The organism is Tistlia sp. (assembly GCF_040905785.1).
Classification (GTDB): Bacteria; Pseudomonadota; Alphaproteobacteria; order Kiloniellales; family DSM-21159; genus Tistlia.
The window spans coordinates 1-20955 of record NZ_JBBDQW010000071.1; the positions used below are offsets into that span (position 1 = coordinate 1).

Genomic DNA, 20955 nt, shown 5'->3' on the forward strand with positions numbered 1-20955 from the left:
GCTCAGTCCCCGGCGCTCAGTCCCCGGCGCTCAGTCCCCGGCGCTCAGTCCATGTCGAGCAGCGCCGGCTCGTGGCCGACGGCCCGGCAGAAGGCGAGCAGCCCCTCCGGGCTCAGCGCCGTGGTCCGGTCGTTGGCCAGTGGGTGCAGGTTGACCGGGTCGAGCGTGGTCAGCGCCCGGTCGAGCACCAGCTGCACCGCGCCCTCGGGATCGTTGACCACGGCCAGGGCGGTGACCGATCCCGGCCGCACGCCGAGATGGCGCATCAGCCGCTCGGCGCTGCCGAAGGACAGGCGCCCGCCGCCGAGCCGCTCGCCCAGCGCCTTGAGGTCGATGTCGCGGTCCTCCAGGCAGGACAGCAGCCACATCCGGCCCTTCTTGTTGCGCAGGAACAGGTTCTTGACGTGGGCGCCGGGCAGCGTGCCGCGCAGCGCCTTGGCCTCTTCGACCGTGAACACCGGGGGATGCTCGATCGTGGTCTGGGCGATGCCGAGCTCGGCCAGGCGCGCGAGCAGCGCCTCGGGCGTCAGCGGCGTCCCGCCGCCGGCCAGCCGCGCCTCGATCTCGGCTTCCCCTGCCGCCGCCTCGCCGCTCATCCCTCGCCCTCCGACCGCTGCCGCGCTTGCGCTCCGGAAGGCGACCCTAGACAGCCGCGGCGCCGCCGAAAAGCCCTTGCGTTCGGCCCCCGGACTCGCTAGATCGACGCTCCCCGGCGGCCTTGCCGTCGGCTTACCTCATTGCGGGCGTAGCTCAGGGGTAGAGCACAACCTTGCCAAGGTTGGGGTCGTGAGTTCGAATCTCATCGCCCGCTCCAAGACAAAGAGGCCCGGAAGCCGCCAGAGCAGCGGTTTCCGGGCCTTCTTTCTTGGGTCAGGTTGCCCCTCCCCGATCTTCCCCGGGCGGCGGCTTCAGCGGCATTCTCGGCGGCGCGGTCCGCCACATCAGCTCGACCTCGTCCGGGGTCAGGCCATAGGCCTCGTTGACGAGATCGGAGACCTCCCGTTCGAGGGTGGCGGCCTCGGCGAGCAGTGCTCGGGCGGGAACAACGGTGTCGTCGTAGGCCCGCGTGAGATCGGCGAGCGCGGCGACGCTGAGGCGGTCTTTGCGTCCCTTCTTGACCTCAGCTTGGAACTCCTCGAGCGATAGGCTGGGAGCAGACTGAAGACGCTGGGACGGCTTGTCCGCATCAAACTCTACGCGTAGCCAATCAAGCAGCGCGTCGTTTGCCACGGCAACCTTCCTCTTGATGTCGATTAGTCGAATGACGTTCCTAGTAACTTGAGTTCGCACACGGCTAGATGGCGTGGCAATGGGAAGTGCTGAGAACTTGTAGGCGGCGGGATTTAAGGCCTCGTCCTTCATGTGAGGCAAGTAGCGCCAGTTGTGCCACCAAATAATCGGCGAATTCAGCACTCCAAGAAGGAAAAGATCATTGGACGGCAAGAAAAAAGTCTTGTCATTACCGAAGTGCCCTGAGTCGTCTAAGCAGAAAGCAGAGTTATACTGAATAACCTGATAGAACAATTTTGGTTCAAGGAATCTCTTATAGTAAGTGCACGCGCGCAACTCCCACCAATAATGCCCTCTATCCCGCCGACTTCTTAGCTGTTCCTCGTATTTTTTCATGTGCGCGTGCACGCTCGGGTACGTCTCGCGAAATATAGCCTCGGCCTTGGTTTCATCTGCGGCCTTGGACCAGGGCCACGCATGATTGGCGCTGGATTTCAGCACGATCACCCACAGGCCGTTCCAGGCCGGAGTCCAACGTTGAATGTCCTGCCCCCGCACGTAGGGGCGTACGATCTCAGCCAGTCGCCCGTCCTCGCCGACCAGATCGTCGCGGGTCGCTTGGTCGATTAGGAACGCGTCATTGAAGCCGGTCTTCAGGCCATACAGAGGCTCGCTGCCGACGTAGTTCTTCAGTGGCGTGCCGACAGAGCGCATCCTGTCCAGTAGCGCCAGAACCTCAGGCGACTCGAGATTCCAGCCCTCAGGGCTAAGGCTGTCACGCCTGATGGTCATGCTGGCTTGGTCGACCTGCTGGGGCAGCATGTCCAGGTCGAGATCCTCGCGATCGATGACGCACACCCGCGCGTCCATCGGTGGCGGCTCCTGATTCGGCCTGCGCACGACCAGCACGCAGGGGAAGACGTCGGCGCCCGGAAAAATCTGCTTCGCATGGCCGAAATCGACGACCCCTTCGACCCAGGCCTCCTCGGCGAAGAGCCTGCGCAGGGCCTCGGCATAGCCGGCCTTCATCCACTTGTTGGTGACGATCAGCGACAGCCGGCCGCCGGGCTTCAGGATCTTCAGGCCCAGCTCGTAGAAGTAGACGTAGAGATCGGCGGCGCCGTCGAAGGCCGCGTAGGCTTCCTTCAGGAAGGGCTTGGCCCGGCTCAGCAGCTCCTGTCGGACGTAGGGCGGGTTGCCGATGACCGCGTCAAAGCCGCCTTCCGGGGCGGCGCTCTCCCAGTTCTCCCAGACGCCGGGGAAGGCGACCTGCCAGTGCAGGAAGCGCTCCTGCTCGGCCAGCCACCGGGCCTTGTCCACCAGCTCGCGGGCAACCTCCTGCACCGCCGCCGGCGAATAGTCGGCAGGCTTGCCCCTGGTCGGCTTCCTGGGGCGCGGCCCGCGACCGGCCTTGTCGGGCTTCGGCGGCGGAATGACCGCCCTTCCGGTCGCGATCTCGACCGGATCGCCATAGCCGTTGGTCAGGATGCTGCGGTAGGCCATCTCGGCGAAGGTCTGGGGCGACAGCACGAGGTTGTGCCGCGTCAGCGCCTCGGCACAGGCCGCGCGCGCCGCCGCGAGATCGCCGCCGATCCAGCGGCGGGCATGCATGAAGTCGAGGAAGCGAGCCAGAGGCTCGGTCGCGTCCTTCACGGCGGCGTAGGTCTCCCTCGAGAGCTGGACCTCGGCGACATCGGCATCCGACAGTCGTTCGATCTCGGCCATTCCCTGCGCCGTCTGGCGGGCACGGCTCACGGAGTTGCGGATGAAGAGGGTCGCGCCCAGCTCGTCCAGTCGGTCCTCGACCGGCCGTACCCATTCGCCGCAGATCGAATCGCCGCAGCGCAGGTGGTGCTCCAGGAACGACAGCGGCGCACCGACCGTGAAGGTGTGCAGCCAGAGCGACAGTTTGGCCAGCTCGACCGCCATGGGGTTCTTGTCGACGCCGTAGACCACCCGCTTCAGGATCATGCGCCGGACGATCAGGCGGTCTTCCACCTGGTGTTCCTCGACCGTCCAGCCATCGGCGCCGGCGCGGCCGAGAATACCGTCGCGGATGCCGGCGACCGTTGCGACGAGGGGCGACTCGTACCCGGGAAACAGGTCCTGCGCCTCGTCGACGGCGGCGAGGATGCGGTCGCCGAGATAGTCGATCAGCGAAACCAGGAAATGACCGCTGCCCATGGCAGGATCGCAGACCTTGATCTCCAGCATGCGGGTCGCCGCATCCACGGCGCGCAGCTCCTCCAGCCGTCGGGCCTTCGCCCGGGTGTCGCCGCGCAGGGCGTCTGCCCTGGCCCGGAAGGCCTCCATCCGCTCGTCGAGCAGTGGGCCGACGGCCTTGGCGATGATCAGCTGAACCGGCGCCTCCGGGGTGTAGTAGCTGCCGCTGGAATGGCGCGCCTCTCCATCGCCGCCGACAACGATCTCGCCGTCCTCGAATCTGACCTCGTTCTCCAGCAGGCGTTCGTAGATCGAGCCGAGCTGCTGCACGGACAAGTCCCGGTAGTTGATCCAGCGCTTGGTCTTGCCGTCGTCGTGGCGCGACAGAGCGTCGATCACCGGCGCGAAGAGAGCATCCGGCAGGTCGATCCGTTCGAGGATGCGGGCACCGGGACGGCCTCGGGCGAACAGACCGCCGTTGTAGGGTGGCAGGCCGATGTCCGAATCGCCCTCGTCGATCAATCCGAAGAGCTGACGGAGGTGGATATAGTAGTTGGCGGCACGGCTCGAAAAGGCGTCGCCCTCGTCGACTCGCCGGCGGATGTCGGCGCGCACCCGGTTGCGCATGCCGTAGTCGTCGTACTTCCTGTCCCGGGACGGCAGGAGGTTGCGGTCCTCGGCGTAGAGCACGAAAAGCAGCCGATAGAGCAGGATCAGCGCGGCGTCGCGCACCTCGTCGAGGTAGGCGGGGACGTTTGGCGCAGGACGCTCGGGATCGTGGGCGACGATACCCCTGACCAGCGCCGGAAAGATGTTGCGAAAGACGAGATCCGACAGGTCCTTGGCGACCCGTTGCTCCCACAGTCGACCCTCGTCGCGCGAAAACTGATGGAAGGTGCGACCGTCGAGGGCGGGATCGGGCAGGAAGGCCGCCCGGCCGAACATCATCATGAAGACTTTGAGGTAGTGGGCCGGATCGCCGTCGAACAGCCCACGCTCATGCCCCGGGAGTCCGACCAGGACGGGCAGGTCGAGCTCCAGGAACTCCTCCGAGACCGACGTGGCGCCCTGGTAGTAGAGGCGCCACTGACCGCCGTTGGTCAGGATGCCCCAGCGCACTGCGCTGCGCGTCATGATGTTGAGCCGGTCGAGATACCGCAGCATCTGGTTGTGCGGCACCCCGAGGTCGTCCTTCTGCGGCCCCTTGCGGTCCAACGCTCGCAGCCAGCGCTTCGATTCGACGATGGCGAGGCCTTCGCCGTAGCGCTGCCATTCATCGCTCTTGGCGTTGGCGCGTTCCTTGGCTTCCCGGTCGGCGAACAGCAGACCGTCCGGCTTGTGCTCCATCCCCTTCGGCGAGAGGTTGACCTGGCGGGACCAGTGCTCCCAGCCCAGCAGGGCGAGCACCTTCCAGATCAGGTCGTCCTCCGTCTGGGCTTCGCTGGCCTTCTTCTCGGTGGGGAAGGTCCGGTAGACGTGGCGCACCGCTTCCCGGAACTCGGCGACGACGGCCTCGTCCAGTGCACGCCACGCGGGCGACTCGACGATGCCTTCGTCGAGGAATCGCGCGTAAACAACGTTCCCTGGACCACCTCGTTACCCCCCAGCTCCACCCCTTGTTCCGAGAGCGGACCGTCCCGTGCCGTTCTCCCATGCACTTGCCACAAAGGGCAAGGTTGGCCGACCAAGCGCACCTGGACGAGCAAGCGGCCCGCCTCGAACTCCGCAGTGGGCGAACGTCGCCGGCTGAGGTTGAAATTGAGCGTGCCCTCGACCTTGCCGACGATCACCTCGCCGAATGCAGGGTGTCGGCGGCCTGCAGCGCCTGGAAATAGTCCCGGTCCCTGGTGTCGAACCTCGACCGCAATCGCCCGGGCTCTTCGCGCTTCAGGTGCGCCCGCTGCTGCCGGTGCCGGCTTCTGGCGCATCGACGGCGCCGGCGATTTGGGCCAGTCTGCGATCTGAGCCAGTCTGCCAGCCGATTCCTTCCCACCCTCTGTCCCGGACCCCCATGCACGACTTCTTCCGTCCCGGCCGTTCCGAGGTCATGGCGCGCGACGCCATGATCGCGACCTCGCACCCGCTGGCGACCGCCGCCGGCCTGGAGATCCTGACCGCCGGCGGCAACGCCGTCGACGCCGCGATCGCGGCCTGCGCCGTGCAGTGCGTGGTCGAGCCGGCGATGACCGGGATCGGCGGCGACTGCTTCGCGCTCTACGCGCCGGCCGAGGGGCCGCAGGCCGGCCGCGTCCTGGCGCTCGACGGCAGCGGCCGGGCGCCGGCGGCGGCCAGCGCCGCGGCGCTGCGCGACCAGGGTCTCGCGGAGGTGCCGCGCGTCGGCCCCCACGCGGTGACGGTGCCGGGCGCCGTGGCGGCCTGGACGCGGCTCCATGCCGACCACGGACGGCTGCCCTTCGCGCGGCTGCTGGAGCGCGCCGTCGACTACGCCGCCGAGGGCTTCCCGGTGACCGAGCGGGTCGCCCAGGACTGGGCCGACGCGGCGCCGCTGCTGGCCGCGCAGCCCGGCAGCCGGGCGGTCTTCCTGCCCGGCGGCGAGGCGCCGCGGCCGGGCGCGCGGGTCCGCCAGCCGCTGCTCGCGGCCCGGCTGCGCGAGATCGCCGAGGGCGGTGCCGCGGCCTTCTACACCGGCGAGACCGCACGCAACCTCGTCGCCTTCCTCCAGGGCCTCGGCGGCTCCCACAGCCTCGAGGACTTCGCCGAGGCGGCCGGCGGCGCCTCCTACGGCGAGCCGATCGCGCGCAGCTACCGCGGCTACGAGGTCCTCGAATGCCCGCCGGCCGGCCAGGGCCTGGCGGCGCTGATGATCCTGGCGATCCTCGAGGGCTTCGAGCTCGGCCCCGAGGTGCCGCTCGCCGACCGCATCCACCTGCACGCCGAGGCGACCAAGCTCGCCTACCACCACCGCGACGCCCTGCTCGGCGACCCGGAAGGCGCCGAACTGCCGGTGGCGGAGCTGCTGTCGGAGGCGACAGCCGACCGCCTGCGCGGCCGCATCGATCCGAGGCGCGCGGGTACGCCGGTGCTGTGGAACGAGCCGGAGCACCGCGACACCGTCTACCTCTGCGCGGTCGACGGCGCCGGCAACGCCGTCTCCTTCATCAACTCGCTGTTCCACGGCTTCGGCTCGACCCTGACCGACCCGGCCAGCGGCATCCTGCTGCACAGCCGGGGCACCTCCTTCCGCCTCGCCGAGGGCCATCCCAACGCCCTGGCGCCGCGCAAGCGGCCGATGCACACCATCATCCCGGGCCTGCTGCGCAAGGACGGCCGCACCGTCGGGCCCTTCGGCGTCATGGGCGGGCACTACCAGGCCGCCGGCCACGCCTGGTTCCTCGGCAACCTGCTCGACCGCGGCCTCGACCTGCAGCAGGCGCTGTCGGAGCCGCGGACCTTCGCGGTCGACGGTCGGCTCGAGGTCGAGACCACGCTCGACGAGGCGCTGCTCGCCGACCTGGCGGGACGCGGCCACCGCATCGCGCCGCGGCCGACGCCGCTCGGCGGCGGCCAGGCGATCTGGATCGACGGCGACAGCGGCATGCTGCGCGGCGCCTCGGACCACCGCAAGGACGGCTGCGCCCTGGGCTTCTAGCGGCGGAGGGGAGACGAGGAATGAACGGCGCCGACCTGCTCTGCGACAGCCTGCTCGCCCAGGAGGTCGAGCTCTGCTTCGCCAATCCCGGCACCTCGGAGATGCACTTCGTGGCGGCGCTCGACCGCAAACCGCGGCTGCGCTGCGTGCTCGGCCTGCACGAGGGCGTGGTCACCGGGGCCGCCGACGGCTACGCGCGCATGGCCGACAAGCCGGCGGCGACGCTGCTGCACACCGGGCCGGGTCTGGCCAACGGCCTCGCCAACCTGCACAACGCCCGGCGCGGCCACACGCCGATGATCAACATCGTCGGCGACCACGCCGCCTATCACCTGGTCCACGACGCGCCGCTGACCAGCGACATCGAGAGCCTGGCGCGGCCGATGTCGAAGTGGGTCAGGCGCATCGCCGGGCCAGAGACGATCGCGGAGGACGTCGGGCAGGCCTGGCAGGCCGCCCTGGCGCTGCGCGGGCCGGCGACCCTGATCCTGCCGGCCGACGCGGCCTGGGGCGAGGTGCCGCCGGGCGGAAAAGGCACGCCGGCCGCCTTGCCGGCGCCGGTCGCGCCGCCGGTGGCGGACTCAGCGGTCGCCGCCGCCGCTGCGATACTGCGCGGCGGCGGCCGCTGCGGCCTGCTGCTCACCGGCCGGGCGCTGCGCGCCGATGCCCTGGAGACGGCGGGGCGGATCGCCGCGGCGACCGGCGCCGGCCTGTTCTCCCAGACCTCGAACGGCCGGGTCGAGCGCGGCGCCGGGCGGGTGCCGGTGACGCGCATCCCCTATCCGGTCGACCAGGCCCTGGCCACCCTCGGCCACCTTGAGGCCCTGATCCTGGTCGGCGCCGCCGACCCCGTCGCCTTCTTCGCCTACCCGAACAAGCCGAGCCGCCTGCTGCCCGAGGGCTGCGCGCTGCTCCGCCTCGCCGCCATCGAGGAGGACCTGCCGGGAGCGCTGGAGGCCCTGGCCGAGGCGCTCGGCGCCGGGCGGGCCGTGCCGGCCTATGCCGAAGCGGGCGGGACGGCGCCCGAGCCTCCCGCCTCCGGCCGCCTCGACGCCGACGGCGTCTGCGCCCTGGTCGCGCGCCTGCTGCCCGAGCAGGCCGTGGTCTGCGACGAATCGGTAAGCTCGGGGCGCGACTTCTACCGGCTCTCGGCCGCCTCGCCGCCGCACGACTACCTGCAGCTGACCGGCGGCGCCATCGGCGTCGGCATCCCCCTGGCGACCGGGGCGGCGATCGCCTGCCCCGGCCGCAAGGTCGTCTCCCTGCAGGCCGACGGCAGCGGCCTCTACACCGTCCAGGGCCTCTGGACCCAGGCGCGCGAGCAGCTCGACGTCGTCACCGTCGTCTTCGCCAACCGCGCCTACGCAATCCTGCAAGGCGAGATGCGCAACGTCGGGGTCAACAGCTTCGGGCGCAACGCCGAGCGCATGCTGAGCCTGGATTCGCCGCCGGTCGACTGGGTCGGCCTGGCGCGCAGCCTCGGCGTCGAGGCGGTGCGGGTCGAGAGCCTGGAGGCGCTGGACCGCGCCTTCCGGGGCGCGCTGGCGACGCGCGGCCCCTTCCTGATCGAGTGCCTGACCTGACCCTCACGGCGGCGCCGGCGGCGGCTCCTCGGTGGTCGCCAGCGGCGCCAGGTAGAATAGGCGGACGGCGATCGCCAGGGCCACCAGGATCGCACCGCCGATGACCAGGGCGACCCCGGTCCAGGCCCAGTGGTTCCAGGCGTAGCCGCCGAGCGTGCCGAGGGCGCTCGAGCCGAGGTAGTAGAAGAAGAGGTAGAGCGCGGTCGCCTGGGCCTTGCCGGAGCGGGCGCGCCGCGCCACCCAGCTGCTCGCGATCGAGTGGGCGCCGAAGAAGCCGAAGGTGAAGACGACGAGGCCCGCGACCGCCGCCGGGGTCGTCGGCAGGCAGTTCAGCGCCAGGCCGGCGCCCATGATCACGATCATCAGCCAGAGCATCCTGCGCCGGCCGAGGCGCTGCGCCAGCGCGCCGATCCAGGCCGAGGCGCCGGTGCCGATCAGGTAGACCAGGAAGACCAGCGAGATCGCCGCCTGGCTGAGCCCGTAGGGCGGCTCCAGCAGGCGGAAGCCGATGTAGTTGTAGAGGGCCACGAAGCTGCCCATGATCAGGAAGGCCTCGGCGAACAGCCAGGGCAGGCCGCGGTCGGCGAACTGGCCGCGCACCGAGGCCAGGAAATCGGCGAGGCCGATCCGGCGCGCCGGCGAGTGGCGCGGCCGCGGCAGCAGCCACCAGAACAGCCCGGCGTTGACCAGCACCAGCAGCGTCAGGGCACCCAGCGCCAGGCGCCAGGAGGTGAAGTCGGCGAGCAGCCCGACCAGCAGCCGGCCGGCCATGCCGCCGATCGCGTTGCCGCCGATGTAGAGCCCCATAGAGAAGCCGAAGGCGTCGGGCTCCATCTCCTCGGCCAGGTAGACCATGGCGACCGCGGGCACGCCGGCCAGGGCGATGCCGAGCAGGGTGCGCAGCGCCAGGTGGCTGCTCCAGTCGGGCGCGGCCACGACCAGCAGGCCGAGCACCGCGGCGCCGAGCAGGGAGGCCGCCATCAGGGTCTTGCGGCCCCAGCGGTCGGCGAGCCAGCTGGCCAGCAGCAGGCAGAGCGCCAGTGTCGCCGTCGAGAGCGAGAGCGACAGGGAGGCGGTGCCGGCGTCGACCCCGAACTCGCGGGTGAAGATCGGCAGCAGCGGCTGCACCGAGTAGAGCAGCGCGAAGACCGAGAAGGCCGCGAGGAAGAGCGCGGCGTTGGCGCACCAGAAGGCATGGCTGCCGCGCCGGATGCGCGCCGGCCGGCCCGACTCGGGCAGACTGCCTGTCACGCGCCGCTGTCCTTCCCTGGTGCAGGAACCGGGGCTTGGTCTAGGGGCCTTTGCCCCGCCTGTCGAACCGGCACCGCGATTCCGGCAGGGCAGGGCGGAGCGGCGTGCAGGGCTGGCCGCAGCGGCCTGGCCTTGATCGCCTCCCCTGACATTCTATCTTTTTGTAAACTGGTAACAGAGGAAGCTCCGCGCCATGCCGTCGAACCATTCCGCCAGCGGCCCCAGCGTCACCGCCTTCTACGAGCCCCGCACCGCCAGCCTGCAGTATGTCGTCGCCGATCCCGACGCCTTCCCCGGCGTCGCCGGGGGCCGGCCGTGAGCGCGCCGGCGACGGGCCTGCTCGATTACCTCCCCGCGCTGCTCGGCGGGGCGATGATCGGGCTCTCGGCGACCCTGCTGCTGCTGCTGAGCGGCCGCATCGCGGGCATCAGCGGCATCCTCGCCGGCGTCCTGCGCCTGCCGGGCGGCGGCGGCCGGGCCGGCCGCTGGCTCGGCAACGCGCTGTTCCTGCTCGGCCTGCTGCTCGGGCCGTGGCTCTACCGCCTGGCCGCGGGCGACTGGCCGACGGTGCGGATCGAGGCTTCGGCGGGGCTGCTGGTGGTCGCGGGCCTGCTGGTCGGCTTCGGCACGAGGCTGGGCTCCGGCTGCACCAGCGGCCACGGCGTCTGCGGCTTGGCGCGCCTCTCGCCCCGCTCCCTGGCCGCGGTCGGCCTGTTCCTCGGTGCCGCCGTCGCCACCGTGTTCCTGCAGCGCCTGGTGGGAGGATGACGATGGCTGTACTGCGCCTTCTGGCCGCGCTCGGCAGCGGCGCCCTCTTCGGCCTGGGCCTTGCGGTCTCGGGCATGGTCGACCCGGCCCGGGTCCGCGGCTTCCTGGACGTGACGGGAGCGTGGGACCCGACCCTGGGCTTCGTGCTGGCCGGGGCGGTCGGGGTGGCGTTCGTCGGATTCCGGCTGGTCCGGGGCCGCGAGCGGCCGCTGCTCGAGGCCGCCTTCGAGCTGCCGACGCGGCGCAGCATCGACCGGCCGCTGGTGGCCGGCGCGCTGCTGTTCGGGGTCGGCTGGGGCCTCGCCGGCTTCTGTCCCGGGCCGGCGGTCGCGGCCCTCTCCTTCGCCGGGCCGCAGGTCCTGCTGTTCGTCGCGGCGATGCTGGTCGGCATGCTGCTCCACGACCGCTTCGCCGCGCCGCGCCTCGCGCGTTCGACGCATGCGCCAGCAGGAAGCTCCTGAAGGCGGCGATCGGGTCGCCCAGCTCCTTCGCCCGGGCCCGGTGTGCCTGGTCGCGCGTCGGGGCTGCCGCTAGGCCGCCCTTATGCTAGAATTGACCATGCGGAGCGATGAGAGTCCTTGGTTCGTCGTCATCGGCGCGTCGGGAAGGGAAGGCCTTACCGACCTGCGGGACCTGCTCGGCCTCCTGCCCGCGCAGATCAACGCCGTCGTCATGGTCGTGCTGCACCGACCGTGGAACGCGGTCAGTCAACTGCAACCCGTCCTGGCGAAGGCGACATCCCTGCGTGTGGTCGTCGCCGAAACCGGCGAGAGCCTCGAGCGCGGGACGGTCTACCTCGGTCTTCCGGCCGAGCACCTGACCCTGATCGAATCGAATCTTGGCCGGTTGGTGGATGATCCGACCCGGGAATACCGGAACCGCACCGTCGATCTGCTCTTCGCATCGGCTGCGGCCAGGGCCGGGGCCTGCACCATCGGCGTGGTCTTGTCCGGCTCGCTCGATGACGGGTCGCGCGGCCTTGCAGCCATCCACGCCGCCGGCGGCCTCACCATGGTCCTCGACCGGCCGCCACAGGCCGATGGCATGCCGGAGAATGCCATCCGGTACGACGGCCCGATCGACGTGCTCGGCAAGCTCGAAGAGATCGCAGCTGCGATCCGCACGGCGACCCAGGTTCGGGCGGGGCGGCACACGGTTCCGACTGCCTAGCTTGTATCGGCGCGGCCGGGATGGCGGCGGCCGCGGCGGGCGTCCTGGCGATGCGGCCGAGGCGCCGGGCCGAAACGACGGCGCCCGGCGCGGGTTTCCCCGGCCGGGCGCAGCTTCGACGACTGTCGTCGGGGCGGTGGCAGGACGCCGCGACGTCAGGCGGCGATGTCGGTCATCCGCGGATAGTCGGTGTAGCCGCGCGCGCCGCCGCCGTAGAGCGTGTCGGGGTCGAGCTCGTTGAGCGGGGCGTTCCGGCGCAGGCGCTCGACCAGGTCGGGATTGGCGATGAAGGCGCGGCCGAAGGCGATGAGGTCGGCGCGGCCGGCGTCCACGGCCTCGATCGCCGCCGCCCGGTCATAGCCGTTGTTGGCCATCCAGGGCCCGTCGAAGCGGTCGCGCAGCGCCTCCAGGTCGGCCCCCTCGGGCAACTCGCGGCTGCCGCCGGTCTGGCCCTCGATCATGTGCAGGTAGGCCAGGCGGAAGTTGTTCACCCGGTCGATGACGTAGCCGAAGGTGCGCATCGGGTCGGAGTCGGCGACGTCGTTGGCGTTGGAGAAGGCGCCGAGGCGCAGGCCGATGCGGCCGACCGGCCAGGCCGACGACAGGGCCTCCAGCACCTCGATCAGCAGGCGCGTCCGGTTCTCCAGGGAGCCGCCGTAGGCGTCGCCGCGCCGGTTCGAGCCGTCGCGCAGGAACTGGTCGATCAGGTAGCCGTTGGCGCCGTGCAGCTCGATGCCGTCGAAGCCTGCCGCCTTGGCGTTCTCGGCGGCCTTGCGGTAGTCGGCGACGATGCCGCGGATCTCGTCGGTTTCCAGGGCGCGCGGCACGGAAGTCTCGACGAAGCCCTGGCCGTCGAAGGTGCGGGCCTTGGCGGCGATCGCCGAGGGCGCGACCGGTGCCGCCCCGCCCGGCTGGAGGGAGACGTGGGAGATGCGGCCGACGTGCCAGAGCTGCGCGAAGATCCGGCCGCCCCTGGCGTGGACCGCCTCCGTGACCAGGCGCCAGCCGGCGACCTGGGCCTCGCTGTAGATGCCCGGTGTCCAGGCGTAGCCCTTGCCCTGCGGCGAGATCTGGGTCGCCTCGCTGACGATCAGACCGGCGCCGGCGCGCTGGGCGTAGTATTCGGCGTTGAGCGCCTGCGGCACGTCGCCCTCGGCGAGCGCCCGGTTGCGGGTCAGGGGCGCCATCACCACCCGGTTGGGCAGCTGGAGGTCGCCGAGCAGGAGCGGCGTGAAGAGCATCTCTGTCATGTCTCTGGTTCCTCGTGGTGCGATGAGATCCGGACCAATTGGTCCAAAATTGGGCGAGAACGAACCCGGGGCGGGGCTGAGGGGTCTAGGGCGAGATCAGGCGGTCGGCCTGCGTCAGCAGCACCCTGAGGCGTTCCGGCGGGGTCCCCGCCTTGCGCAGCATGGTCGCGCCGAGCGCCAGCGACAGCAGCGCGGCCGCGCGATCCTCGCTGCGGGAATCGCCGGGTGCCGAGCGGCGGAGCAGTCCGGCCAGCAGGGCCTCGGTGCGCGCGAGCTGGCGGCGTACCAGTGCTTCGATCTCGGGGTCGTGCGGGGCCAGCTCGGTGACGCAGTTCGCCAGGAAGCAGCCGTGCCGGCCGCCCTCGGGCGCGGCGATCGCCTCGACCACGGCACGGGCCGCCAGCGCCGGGTCGGCTTCGGCCCCGGCCAGGGCATCGAGGGCGCGCAGGTTGTCCTCGCAGTAGCGCCCGGCGGCGGCCAGCAGGGCCTCGTGCTTCGAGCCGAAGCAGGCGTAGAAGCTGGAGCGGCTGATGCCCATGGCCGCCGTCAGCTCCTCGAGCGAGGTCTGCTCGTAGCCCTGGCGCCAGAACAAGGCCAGCGCGGCCCCCAAGGCCGCCTCGGCGTCGAAGGCGCGCGGCCGGCCCGGGCCGGTGCAGGTCGCCGATCCGGACGGGCAGGAAGTGAAACTGTCGGTCCTTGGGCTTGCCATGACCTGGATGTGGAACGATCGGTCCGGAAATCAAGAGCCGCCACGATCACCGGGCGATCCCGTCGCGCGGGTGGCCGAGGGCCGAAGCAAGACCGTGGGTAGGCGAATTAACCTTGCGGCAAGCTTTCCGCCACATCCTTTACGAGCAATGCCCGCCTGCAGAGCGGGCCGTCAGAGACAACTCGGAAGGGAACCCCCATGAACCTCAACCGCTACTGCGCGGTCGCCGCCCTGGGCCTCGGCCTGGGCCTCGCCGGATCGGCCCTCGCCGATCCGGGCGTCACCGCCGACAAGATCGTCTTCGGCCAGTCGGCCGCCCTCGACGGCCCCGCCTCGGCGCTCGGCCAGGGCATGCGCCTCGGCCTGCTGGCCGCCTTCGAGGAGGCCAACGCCAAGGGTGGCGTCAATGGCCGGATGCTCGAGCTGATCAGCAAGGACGACGGCTACGAGCCGGAGCGCGCCATCGAGAACACCAAGGCGCTGATCGAGCAGGACCAGGTCTTCGCGCTGATCGGCCCGGTCGGCACGCCGACTTCCAAGGCCGCCCAGCCGATCGCGACCGAGGCGGCCGTGCCCTTCGTCGGTCCCTTCACCGGCGCCGGATTCCTGCGCGATCCCGCGCTCAAGAACGTCATCAACCTGCGCGGCACCTACGACGCCGAGACCGAGGCCTGGATCGAGCACCTGACCAAGGATCTGGGCTACAAGACGATCGCGATCCTCTACCAGGACGACTCCTTCGGCCGCGCAGGCCTCTCGGGCGTCCAGAAGGCCCTCGAGAAGCGCGGCATGGCGCTCGCCGCCGAGGGCACCTACCAGCGCAACACCGTCGCGGTGAAGACCGCCCTCCTCGAGATCCGCAAGGCCGAACCCGAGGCGGTCGTCATCGTCGGCGCATACCGGCCGGCGGCGGAGTTCATCAAGGTCGCGCGCAAGGTCAAGCTGGACGCCACCTTCGTGAACATCTCCTTCGTCGGCTCGCTGGCCCTGGCCAAGGAGCTGGGCTCCGAGGGCGCCGGTGTCGTCGTCACCCAGGTCGTGCCCTTTCCCTGGGACACCACGATTCCGGCGGTTGCCGCCTACCAGGAGGCGCTGAAGGCCCATGATCCCGCTGCCGAGCCCGAGTTCGTCTCGCTCGAGGGCTATCTCGTGGGCCGTCTGGCAATCGCCGCCCTGGAACAGTCCGGCGCGGAGCCGACCCGCCAATCGTTCCTCGACGCGGTCTACGGCACCGGTTCCTTCGACCTGGGCGGAGTCACCCTGACCTACGGTCCCGGCGACAACCAGGGCATGGACCGCGTGTTTCTCACTGTCATCCAGCCCGACGGCAGCTTCAAGGCCGTCGAGACCCTGGGCGGCTCGAGCTGAGCCGCTGACGGCGGGGCGCAGGACGGGCGCCCCGCCGTGCCACCTTTCGTCTCCTTCTCTTCTTGAAGCAGTGTGAGGCCGCCATGGCAGAAGCAATCGACACCCGTGAGTTCGAGACCGCCGAGCCGCCGCAGGAGAGTGCCTCGGACGGCGCGGCCGCGCCGGGTGCTCGGCGCCAGCGCTTCGGCCTGGGCCCCCGCCTGTTCCTGGCCTTCGGCGTCGTTGCCGGACTGACGGTTCTGGCCGGTGGCGTGGCCTGGGTGACCTACGGCGGCGTCGAGGCGGCCTATCGGGAGACGGCGCAGCGATCGGCGCCTGCCATGGAGCAGTCCCTGCGCCTGCAGGTCGGCGCCACCGAGCTGGCGGCCTCGGCTCCGCAACTGGCCGCCGCGGCCGACGATTCCGAACGCCAGGTCCTGGCGGCCGCCCTCTCCGCCCGCGTCTACGCGCTCGACGATCGCCTCGGCAAGCTGGCCCAGCTGGGCGCTGCCGAGGAGACGGTCGGCGCCGTCCGCAGCCAGGTAATGCGGCTCAGCGAGGCGGTCGAGACCCTGGACAAGGCGGTGGCTCGCCGCCTCGAGCTGGCGCGCGAGTTCAAGCGCCGCGCCGCCGAGGTCGACGCCGCGCAGGGTCAGGTCGACGCCCTGATCGCGCCGCTGCTCGACGACGCCTCCTTCGAACTGATGCTGGCCACCGAGCTGGCCGGCGACGAGCTTCAGGACACCTTGTCCGGCCTGATCGACGTACAGGTCGCGCGCATGCGTATCGGCCTCGAGGCGACCGTCCTGGTCAACCACATGGCGGGCCTGGTCGCCCAGACCGGCGCCCTGGAAGGGCCGGAGCGGCTGGTGCCGCTCGCCGAAGCCTTCAACAGCGATCTTGGGCACCTGCGCGATCAACTCGACGGCCTCGCCCGCGTCCAGGGCAGCGCCGAGCTCGACGCGCTCTACACCCGGCTCGAGGCGATCGGAGCCGAGGAGACCGGCCTGTTCGCGCTGATGGAGCAGGGCTTCGCGCTGGTGACCTTCAGCGCCGCCGGCCGCGAAGCGATGACTGCTGCCGATGCGCTGCGCGAGGAGATGGCGGCGCTGCAGAGCGGCTTCCTGGAGCGGCTCGGGCCCATCGTCGACAGCGCGAACTTCGATCTGGTGCTCGGCAGCGAGGAGGTGGCCGGTCGCTCGACCGCCGCCATCGGCGAGCTGATGGACGGCGGCGTCAGCATGATGGTCGGTCTGCTGCGCTTGAAGGCAGAAGTCAACGTCGCGGCCGGCCTGCTGCACCAGGCCGGTGGCATCACCGACGCTACCCTGCTGCAGCCGCTGGGCGAGCGCTTCAATGCCGCCCATGCGGCGATCACGGGCGAGCTCGCCAGCCTGCCCGAGGAGATTGCCCAGGGCGCGTTCGGCCAGGCTGTCACGGCCCTACTCGGCCACGGCCACGGCGAGGACAGTCTGTTCGCCAGCCAGGCCGCGGAGCTGGAGGCCCGCAAACAGGGCCGTCTGGCATTGGCGGCGAGCAGTGCGGCGAGCGAGCAGCTCGGCCTCGAGGTTGCCTCCCTGCTGCTGGACGCGGAAGCGCGCATGGCCTCGGCCAGCGAGGCTGTGAGCGGCGCCATCGAAACCGGCAAGCTGGCCATGGGCGTGCTCGCCGCCGCCTCGGTCGTCATCGCCTTCCTGATCGCCTGGCTCTACGTCGGGCGCGCCATTCTGCGCCGCCTCGCCGGGCTCGCCCAGTCGATGCAGACCATCGCCGCCGGTACGCTCGAGGTCGAGGTGCCGACCCGGGGCAGCGACGAGCTCGCCGACATGGGCCGCAACCTCGCCGCCCTGCGCGACAGCCTCGCCGCGGCCGAGACGGAACGCCGCGACAACGAGGCCGAGCGCGAGGCCGCGCGGGCGCGGCAGCGCGCCGACATGATGGCGCTCGCCCAGAAATTCGAGGACGGGGTCAAGGGCGTCGTCGATACGCTCTCGGCGGCGGCCACCGAGATGGAGGCGACCGCCGAGACCATGACCGGCACCGCAGAATCGACCCGGCGGCGTGCCGAGGACGTCGCCGGCGCCGCCGAAGAGACCAGCGGCAACGTCGATTCCGCCGCGGCCGCGGCGCGCGAGCTGTCGAGCTCGATCTCGGAGATCGGCCGCCAGGTCACGCGCTCCAGCGAGGTCGCCGGCGACGCCAGCGTCAAGGCCAACGAGACCAACACCAAGGTCGAGGGCTTGGCCGAGGCGGCGCGGAAGATCGGCGAGGTCGTCAATCTGATCTCGGAGATCGCCGAGCAGACCAACTTGCTGGCGCTCAACGCCACGATCGAGGCGGCGCGCGCAGGCGAGGCCGGCAAGGGCTTCGCGGTCGTGGCCTCCGAGGTCAAGAACCTGGCGACCCAGACCGCCAAGGCGACAGAGGAGATCGGCCAGCAGATCGGCGGCATGCAGTCGGCCACCGGCGAGGCCGTCGAGGCAATCCGGGTGATCGTCCGGGTGATCGGCGAGATGAACGAGATCTCGGCCTCGATCGCCGGCGCCGTCGAGCAGCAGAACGCCGCGACCGAGGAGATCGCCCACACCGTCGAGCGCGCCGCCCAGGGCACCAAGCTCGCCACCGAGGGCATCGGCGAGGTCAACCGCTCGGCTGTCGAGAGCGGCTCGGCGGCGGAGCAGGTGCTGATCTCGGCCCGCGAGCTGTCCCGCGAGTCGGAAGGCCTGCGCGGCCAGGTCGAGGACTTCCTGCGCGGCGTGCGCGCCAGCTGACGCCGGGGGCTGACGGGCGCCCGCCCGGAGCGACAACCCCCTGCCGTTTCCATGACGGCGCCTGGGGCGCCGGCTCCCGGCGCTCCCGGCCTTCCCTCGGCTGCCGTCCGGCCTACCCTCCCGCCGGCCACCACTTTGCGTTACCGTGGGCGGCAGGCGGCGACGGCGGAACAGCTGCGCGTTCGCCGGAAGCGCGGAAAGCCGGAACGGCGGAAGGATGGGCGATGCCGAGGGATGTCGAGAACCGGAAGGCGAAGCTCGTCGACGCGGCGGCGCGGGAGGCCGCCTCGCGGCTCGGCGGCCAGGACGCGGAGCGCGCCGCGCGGTTCGTCCGCTCGGTCTACGCCCACGTGCCGCCCGATGACGTTCTCGGCGAGAGCGCCGAGAATGTCGCCGGCGCCGCCCTTTCGCTCTGGTCCTTCGTCCAGGAGCGCGCGCCCGAGCGCGCCAAGATCCGGGTCTACACGCCGGAGCGCGAGCGCCATGGCTGGACCTGCGGCCACAGCGTCGCCGAGATCGTCAACGACGACATGCCCTTCCTGGTCGACTCGGTCAGCCAGGAGCTGCATCGCCTGCAGGCCGAGGTCTTCCTCGTCATCCATCCGATCCTAGCGGTCGAGCGCGACGAGGCGGGCCGGCTGATCGACATCGGCCTGCCCGCCGAGGCGGAGACCGCGGGGCGCCCGGAATCGGTGATGCTGGTGCAGTTCGGCGAGCAGCCGGTCGAGCGCCATGCCGAGATCGAGGCCGCCCTGGCCCGGATCCTGATCGACGTCCGCAATGCCGTCGAGGACTGGCGCACGATGCGCGCGCGCTGCCGCGACCTGGTGCGCGAGCTGGAGAAGAACCCGCCGAAGCTGCCGCGCGAGGAGGTCGCCGAGGCGGTCGACTTTCTCGACTGGCTCGACGACGACAACTTCACCTATCTCGGCTTCCGCGAGTACCGCTTCGAGCAGGAAGGCGACCAGGCCGTCGCGCGCATCGACGAGTCGAGCGGGCTCGGCTTGCTGCGCGACCCCGCCTACTCGGTGTTCGACGGCCTGCGCAACCTCGGCCAGCTGCCGCCCGACGTGCAGGCCTGGGTGAAGACACCGATGCTGGTGCGGGTCAACAAGGCCAACCGCCGCTCGACCGTGCATCGCCCGACCCATCTCGACACCGTCGCGATCAAGTCCTTCGGCCGTAAGGGCGAGGTCACCGGCGAGCGCCTCTTCGTCGGGCTGTTCACCTCGACCGCCTACAACGCCAGCCCGCGGACCATCCCGCTGCTGCGGCGCAGGGTCGAGGGCACCGTCGAGCGCGCCGGACTGATGTCCGGCAGCCACGACGGCAAGGCCCTGATGCACATCCTGGAGACCTACCCGCGCGACGAGCTGTTCCAGATCGACGAGGCCGAATTGGCCGAGACCGCGCTCGGCATCCTGCACCTCCAGGAACGCCAGCGCACCGCGCTGTTCGTCCGCCAGGACCCCTTCGAGCGGTTCGTTTCCTGCATGATCTTCGTGCCGCGCGAACGCTTCGACACCAGCCTGCGCCTGAAGATCCAGAAGCGCCTCGAGGCTGCCTTCCAGGGCACCGTCTCGAGCTTTCACACCGAGATCGGCGAGTCGCCGCTGGCGCGCCTGCATCTGATCATCCGGACCACACAGGGCGCGCTGCCGGCGGTCGACCGCGGCGCCCTGGAGGCCGAGCTCGCCGAGCTCGCCCGCGCCTGGGACGACAAGCTGCGCGAAGCCCTGGTCGCCGCGCTCGGCGAGCAGCGGGGTCTGAGGACGCACCGGCGCTACCGGAACGCCTTTCCGTCGAACTACCGGGAGGTCTTCGGCGCCAAGGACGCGGTCGCCGACATCCGCAACCTCGAGAGCGCCCTGCGCGACGGCGAGCTCGCCCTGGACCTCTACCGGCCGCCGCGCGCGGTGCCGGGCCGGCTGCACTTCAAGGTGTATCACGCGCGCGACGCGCTGCCGCTGTCCGACGTGCTGCCCCTGCTCGAGGACATGGGGCTGAGAGTGATCGGCGAGGTCCCCTACGAGGTCATGCCGGAGGGCACCCAGGATCCGATCTGGATCCACGACTTCGATATGCGCACCCAGGCCGACGACGAGCTGGAGGTCAGGCTCGTGCGCGAGGCCTTCCACGAGGTCTTCGCCCTGACCTGGCGCGGCGAGATGGAGAACGACGGCTTCAACGCCCTGGTCCTGGCGGCCGGGCTCGACGCCGCGGCGATCCGCATCCTGCGCGCCTACGCCAGGTACCTGCGCCAGGCGGCGATCCCCTTCAGCCAGGAGATGATCGAGGCGACGCTGGTCTCCAATCCGCGGATCGCCGGCACCCTGTGGCGGCTCTTCGAGCAGCGCTTCGATCCGGCCGAGGTCGCCCGCCGCTCGCCGGCAGAGGCCCTGGAGGCCTGCCAGGACGTCGTCAAGAGCCTCGACGAGCTGCTCGAGCGGGTGACCAGCCTGGACGAGGACCGCATCCTGCGGCGCTACCTCAACCTGATCCTGGTCACCGAGCGCACGAACTACTACCAGCTCGACGAGGCCGGGCAGCGCAAGCCTTACGTTTCCTTGAAGCTCGACGCCGACAAGATCGAGGAGCTGCCGGCGCCCAAGCCCTACCGCGAGATCTTCGTCTACTCGCCCCAGGTCGAGGGCGTGCACATCCGCTTCGGCCCGGTCGCGCGCGGCGGCCTGCGCTGGTCGGACCGGCGCGAGGACTTCCGCACCGAGGTCCTGGGCCTGGTCAAGGCGCAGCGGGTCAAGAACGCCGTGATCGTGCCGGTCGGCTCCAAGGGCGGCTTCTATCCCAAGCGTCTGCCTGCCGACCGCGAAGGGCGGCTGGCCGAGGGCGTCGCCGCCTACAAGACCTTCCTGCGCGGCCTGCTCGACATCACCGACAACCTGAAGGGCGACACGGTCGAGCCCCCCAAGCAGGTCGTGCGCTACGACGGCGACGATCCCTACCTCGTGGTCGCCGCCGACAAGGGCACAGCGACCTTCTCCGACTACGCCAACGCGGTCTCCGTCGACTACGGCTTCTGGCTCGACGACGCCTTCGCCTCGGGCGGCTCGGCCGGCTACGACCACAAGGCCATGGGGATCAC

General features: G+C 70.8%; 14 protein-coding genes and 1 tRNA gene. 10 read left to right on the top strand and 5 right to left on the bottom strand.

Annotated features, from left to right (window positions below):
• Positions 1-44: 44 nt before the first annotated feature.
• Positions 45-596 (bottom strand): prolyl-tRNA synthetase associated domain-containing protein, encoded by a 552-nt coding sequence (locus WD341_RS16000; RefSeq protein WP_368426477.1) that lies wholly within the window; start codon positions 594-596, stop codon positions 45-47.
• Positions 597-739: 143 nt separating this feature from the next.
• Here WD341_RS16000 and WD341_RS16005 point away from each other — a divergent pair.
• Positions 740-814: transfer RNA gene (locus tag WD341_RS16005), tRNA-Gly, on the top strand.
• A 56-nt stretch (positions 815-870) separates the two neighbouring features.
• Here the strand turns inward: WD341_RS16005 and WD341_RS16010 are convergent.
• A complete protein-coding gene (locus tag WD341_RS16010; protein WP_368426478.1) occupies positions 871-4878 on the bottom strand; it encodes an Eco57I restriction-modification methylase domain-containing protein in 4008 nt (1335 codons plus the stop codon).
• 526 nt (positions 4879-5404) lie between these two features.
• Here WD341_RS16010 and WD341_RS16015 point away from each other — a divergent pair.
• Complete coding sequence (locus WD341_RS16015; protein WP_368426479.1) at positions 5405-7003, top strand: gamma-glutamyltransferase family protein; 1599 nt, start codon at positions 5405-5407, stop codon at positions 7001-7003.
• A gap of 20 nt (positions 7004-7023) precedes the next feature.
• Positions 7024-8586 carry an acetolactate synthase large subunit gene (locus tag WD341_RS16020; protein WP_368426480.1) on the top strand — a complete coding sequence of 521 codons (1563 nt, stop codon included), beginning with the start codon at positions 7024-7026 and terminating at the stop codon, positions 8584-8586.
• A 3-nt stretch (positions 8587-8589) separates the two neighbouring features.
• Here WD341_RS16020 and WD341_RS16025 read toward each other — a convergent pair whose 3' ends face one another.
• The gene (locus tag WD341_RS16025) at positions 8590-9837 is read right to left on the bottom strand and encodes an MFS transporter (RefSeq protein WP_368426481.1); all 1248 of its coding nucleotides are present in this window, start codon (positions 9835-9837) and stop codon (positions 8590-8592) included.
• 193 nt (positions 9838-10030) lie between these two features.
• Between WD341_RS16025 and WD341_RS16030 the strand changes: the two genes are divergently transcribed.
• The 4 genes from WD341_RS16030 to WD341_RS16045 all read left to right on the top strand — a co-directional run bounded on the left by WD341_RS16030 (position 10031) and on the right by WD341_RS16045 (position 11775).
• Positions 10031-10156: a hypothetical protein gene (locus tag WD341_RS16030; RefSeq protein ID WP_368426482.1), complete on the top strand. Its 126-nt coding sequence runs from the start codon at positions 10031-10033 to the stop codon at positions 10154-10156.
• Complete coding sequence (locus WD341_RS16035) at positions 10153-10605, top strand: YeeE/YedE family protein (protein ID WP_368426483.1); 453 nt, start codon at positions 10153-10155, stop codon at positions 10603-10605. Before WD341_RS16030 ends, WD341_RS16035 begins: the two co-directional genes overlap by 4 nt.
• Before the next feature lie 2 nt (positions 10606-10607).
• The gene (locus WD341_RS16040; protein ID WP_368426484.1) at positions 10608-11066 is read left to right on the top strand and encodes a DUF6691 family protein; all 459 of its coding nucleotides are present in this window, start codon (positions 10608-10610) and stop codon (positions 11064-11066) included.
• Positions 11067-11163: 97 nt separating this feature from the next.
• Positions 11164-11775, top strand: a complete 612-nt coding sequence (locus tag WD341_RS16045; protein ID WP_368426485.1) for a chemotaxis protein CheB — start codon at positions 11164-11166, stop codon at positions 11773-11775.
• 155 nt (positions 11776-11930) lie between these two features.
• On the opposite strand, the gene WD341_RS16050 is transcribed toward WD341_RS16045, so the two are convergent.
• Together WD341_RS16050 and WD341_RS16055 are read right to left on the bottom strand one after the other, a co-directional pair.
• Positions 11931-13025 carry an alkene reductase gene (locus WD341_RS16050; protein WP_368426486.1) on the bottom strand — a complete coding sequence of 365 codons (1095 nt, stop codon included), beginning with the start codon at positions 13023-13025 and terminating at the stop codon, positions 11931-11933.
• A gap of 85 nt (positions 13026-13110) precedes the next feature.
• Entirely contained in the window at positions 13111-13635 is a 525-nt protein-coding gene (locus WD341_RS16055; protein ID WP_368426487.1) for a TetR/AcrR family transcriptional regulator, read from the bottom strand.
• Between the two features lie 297 nt (positions 13636-13932).
• On the opposite strand from WD341_RS16055, the gene WD341_RS16060 reads away from it, so the two are divergent.
• The 3 genes from WD341_RS16060 to WD341_RS16070 form a co-directional block, all read left to right on the top strand.
• Entirely contained in the window at positions 13933-15102 is a 1170-nt protein-coding gene (locus WD341_RS16060; RefSeq protein WP_368426488.1) for an ABC transporter substrate-binding protein, read from the top strand.
• Between the two features lie 83 nt (positions 15103-15185).
• A complete protein-coding gene (locus tag WD341_RS16065; protein WP_368426489.1) occupies positions 15186-17852 on the top strand; it encodes a methyl-accepting chemotaxis protein in 2667 nt (888 codons plus the stop codon).
• 224 nt (positions 17853-18076) lie between these two features.
• The coding region (locus tag WD341_RS16070; RefSeq protein WP_368426490.1) for an NAD-glutamate dehydrogenase domain-containing protein at positions 18077-20955 on the top strand (2879 nt) is incomplete at its 3' end.

Coding starts and splice junctions, on each gene's coding strand:
- WD341_RS16000 (WP_368426477.1), bottom strand. CDS start 596: ATGAGCGGCGAGGCGGCGGCAGGGGAAGCCGAGATCGAGGCGCGGCTG.
- WD341_RS16015 (WP_368426479.1), top strand. CDS start 5,405: ATGCACGACTTCTTCCGTCCCGGCCGTTCCGAGGTCATGGCGCGCGAC.
- WD341_RS16020 (WP_368426480.1), top strand. CDS start 7,024: ATGAACGGCGCCGACCTGCTCTGCGACAGCCTGCTCGCCCAGGAGGTC.
- WD341_RS16030 (WP_368426482.1), top strand. CDS start 10,031: ATGCCGTCGAACCATTCCGCCAGCGGCCCCAGCGTCACCGCCTTCTAC.
- WD341_RS16040 (WP_368426484.1), top strand. CDS start 10,608: ATGGCTGTACTGCGCCTTCTGGCCGCGCTCGGCAGCGGCGCCCTCTTC.
- WD341_RS16045 (WP_368426485.1), top strand. CDS start 11,164: ATGCGGAGCGATGAGAGTCCTTGGTTCGTCGTCATCGGCGCGTCGGGA.
- WD341_RS16050 (WP_368426486.1), bottom strand. CDS start 13,025: ATGACAGAGATGCTCTTCACGCCGCTCCTGCTCGGCGACCTCCAGCTG.
- WD341_RS16060 (WP_368426488.1), top strand. CDS start 13,933: ATGAACCTCAACCGCTACTGCGCGGTCGCCGCCCTGGGCCTCGGCCTG.
- WD341_RS16065 (WP_368426489.1), top strand. CDS start 15,186: ATGGCAGAAGCAATCGACACCCGTGAGTTCGAGACCGCCGAGCCGCCG.